Annotated in this window: 2 protein-coding genes; both read left to right on the forward strand. The window is 60.2% G+C overall.

Annotated elements, in window-relative coordinates; translation table 11 throughout:
• Positions 1-321: 321 nt before the first annotated feature.
• On the forward strand, positions 322-1,914 hold the full coding sequence (locus EOA85_RS31455; RefSeq protein ID WP_127212334.1) for an ABC transporter substrate-binding protein: 1,593 nt from the start codon (positions 322-324) through the stop codon (positions 1,912-1,914).
• A gap of 58 nt (positions 1,915-1,972) precedes the next feature.
• Positions 1,973-2,939: ABC transporter permease subunit (locus tag EOA85_RS31460; RefSeq protein ID WP_127212335.1), on the forward strand; the 967-nt coding region annotated here is incomplete at its 3' end.

The following is a 2,939-nucleotide window of genomic DNA, read 5'->3' on the forward strand; positions in this document are numbered from 1 at the left end:
TCTATGTATTGCGACTATCGGCAGCCGTGCAAGTCTGACCCTGCGGCAAGACTGGAAAGAAATCTTCCGCGCCAATGACAAGCCGATGGTCGCGGTTCCTCACCAACGCCGGGTTGAAGATCAATAAAAAAATGCAGTCGTTAATAATACCGTGATCGGCAGAAATTGACATTTCATTCTCGCTCTCGATGCTTCCGGAGAACTACATTCTGCTTCCCATGGGGTAGGCAAACGGGGTGTTCCAAAGCCGGAAAAACGGTGCTTATATGCGCGCTTCGCGAGCCTGATAGAGGGGCTTGGAAGAACATCAGGGAGTCCTCCATGAAAAAGAAACTGACTTTTGCGGCCGCGTTGCTGGCCGCAAGCGTCCTCGGCGGCATGGCCAATGCGAAACAGCTGGTCTACTGCTCGGAGGCGTCGCCGGCCGGCTTCGACCCGTCGCCGTGGAGCGGTGGCAACGACTTCGACGCGTCGTCGCGCACCATCTATTCGCGCCTGGTCGAGTTCGAACACGGCAAGACCACCATCACCCCCGGCCTCGCCGAGAGCTGGACGGTTTCCGACGACGGTCTCGAATACACGTTCAAGCTTCGGCCGGGTGTTAAGTTCCAGACCACCGACTACTTCACGCCGACGCGCGATCTCAACGCCGACGACGTGATCTTCTCCTTCGAACGCCAGTGGAAGAAGGAAAACCCATGGTTCGACTATCTGGCAGGCACCGGCTGGGAATATTTTGCCGGCATGGGCTTCCCGGATCTTCTCAAGGAAATCGTCAAGGTCGACGACCTGACGGTGAAATTCGTGCTGAACAAGCCTGAAGTCGCTTTCCTGCCGGACCTCGGCATGGATTTCGCTTCGATCGTCTCCAAGGAATATGCCGACCAACTCGACAAGGCCGGCACCAGGCAGCAACTCACCCAGAAGCCGATCGGCACCGGTCCGTTCCAGTTCGTCGACTACCAGGTCGATGCGGTCATCCGCTATGCGGCATGGGACGGCTACTATGGCGGCCGCCAGAAGATCGACGATCTGATCTTCGCCATCACGACTGATCCGGCCGTGCGCGCGCAGAAGCTGAAGGCAGGCGAGTGCGATATCATGTCGTATCCGGCGCCGGCCGACATTGCCGGCCTGAAAGCCGACCCAAACCTGAAGGTCGACGAGCAGGAAGGCCTTAACATCGGCTACATGGCCTATAACACGACCCAGCCGCCCTTCGACAAGGTCGAGGTCCGCAAGGCCCTCAACATGGCCGTCAACAAGCAGGCCATTCTCGATGCGGTCTATCAGGGCGCTGGCCAGGCGGCCATAAACCCGATCCCGCCGACGATGTGGTCCTATAACAAGGACATCAAGGACGATCCGTACGATCCGGACGCGGCCAAGAAGATGCTGACTGATGCCGGCGTCACGGATCTCTCGATGAAGATCTGGGCTATGCCCGTCAGCCGCCCGTACAATCCGAACGCCCAAAGAGTTGCGGAACTGATTCAGGCCGACTACGCCAAGATCGGCGTGAAGGCCGAGATCGTCAGCTACGAATGGACCGAGTATCGCGAACGCGGCAAGGCCAAGGACCGTGACGGCGCCTTCCAGCTGGGCTGGACCGGCGACAATGGCGATCCGGACAACTTCCTGTTCCTGCTCGGCTGCGATGCCATCGGCCAGTCCAACTATGCGATCTGGTGCAACCAGGAGTTCGAAGCTCTGCTGCAGAAGGGCAAGGCAACCACTGACGTCGCGGAGCGCACCAAGATCTACGAGGAAGCTCAGGTCGTGTTCAAGCGTGAGGCCCCGTGGCTGACCATCGCCCATTCCAAGGTCTTCATGCCGATGAATAAGAAAGTTACCGGCTTCGTCATGGACCCGCTCGGCATTCATCGGTTCGACGGCGTCGACGTCACCGAATAACTCCTGATAAATTGGACGGCGGCGCTGGACTTCCGGCGCCGCCGTTCTATGAAGTAAGATGCTCCGCTATCTCCTCCACAAGCTCGCCTTGATCATCCCGACGGTGTTCGGCATATCGCTGGCGGCGTTCGCTTTTGTCCGTCTTCTGCCGGGCGATCCGATCCTGGCCCTGGCCGGCGAGCGCGGCGTCAGCCCCGAACGCTACGCCGAGCTTATCGAGCGGTTTGGCTACAACCGGCCTTATGTCATCCAGTATCTGGAGTATATCGGCAGGGTCCTGACCGGCGACTTCGGTATATCGCTCGCCACCAAGCGGCCTGTGCTCGGTGAATTCCAGGCGCTGTTTCCGGCGACGCTGGAACTGGCGACGATCGCGCTGATCATTGCCGTGCTCATCGGCATTCCCGCCGGTATCTTCGCCGCGGTCAAGCGCGGATCCTGGTTCGACCAGGCGACGATGGGTGTGGCGCTGACCGGCTATTCGATGCCGATCTTCTGGTGGGGCCTGCTGCTCATCATCTTCTTCTCCGGCTATCTCGGCTGGACGCCGGTTTCCGGGCGCATCGGCCTTCAGTATTTCTTCAAGCCGACCACGGGGTTCATGCTGATCGACAGCCTGATCTCCGGCAAGAGCGGCGCTTTCAGGTCCGCCGCCAGTCATCTGGTCCTGCCGGCGATCGTGCTGGCGACGATTCCGCTCGCCGTTATAGCGCGGCAGACGCGGTCGGCGATGCTGGAGGTGCTGGGCGAAGACTATGTCCGCACCGCCCGCGCCAAGGGCCTGGCGCCGCGCCGCGTCATCGGGCTCCACGCTTTTCGCAATGCGCTGATCCCCGTCGTTACCACCATCGGCCTGCAGGTCGGCACGCTGATGGCCGGCGCCATCCTGACCGAAACGATCTTTTCGTGGCCCGGTATCGGCAAGTGGATGATCGACGCGATCGCCAAGCGCGACTATGTCGTCGTCCAGAGCGGCTTGCTGATCATCGCGCTAATTGTCATGGCGGTGAACCCCATCGTCGACG

The organism is Mesorhizobium sp. M5C.F.Ca.IN.020.29.1.1, assembly GCF_003997375.1.
GTDB classification, from domain to species: domain Bacteria; phylum Pseudomonadota; class Alphaproteobacteria; order Rhizobiales; family Rhizobiaceae; genus Mesorhizobium; species Mesorhizobium wenxiniae.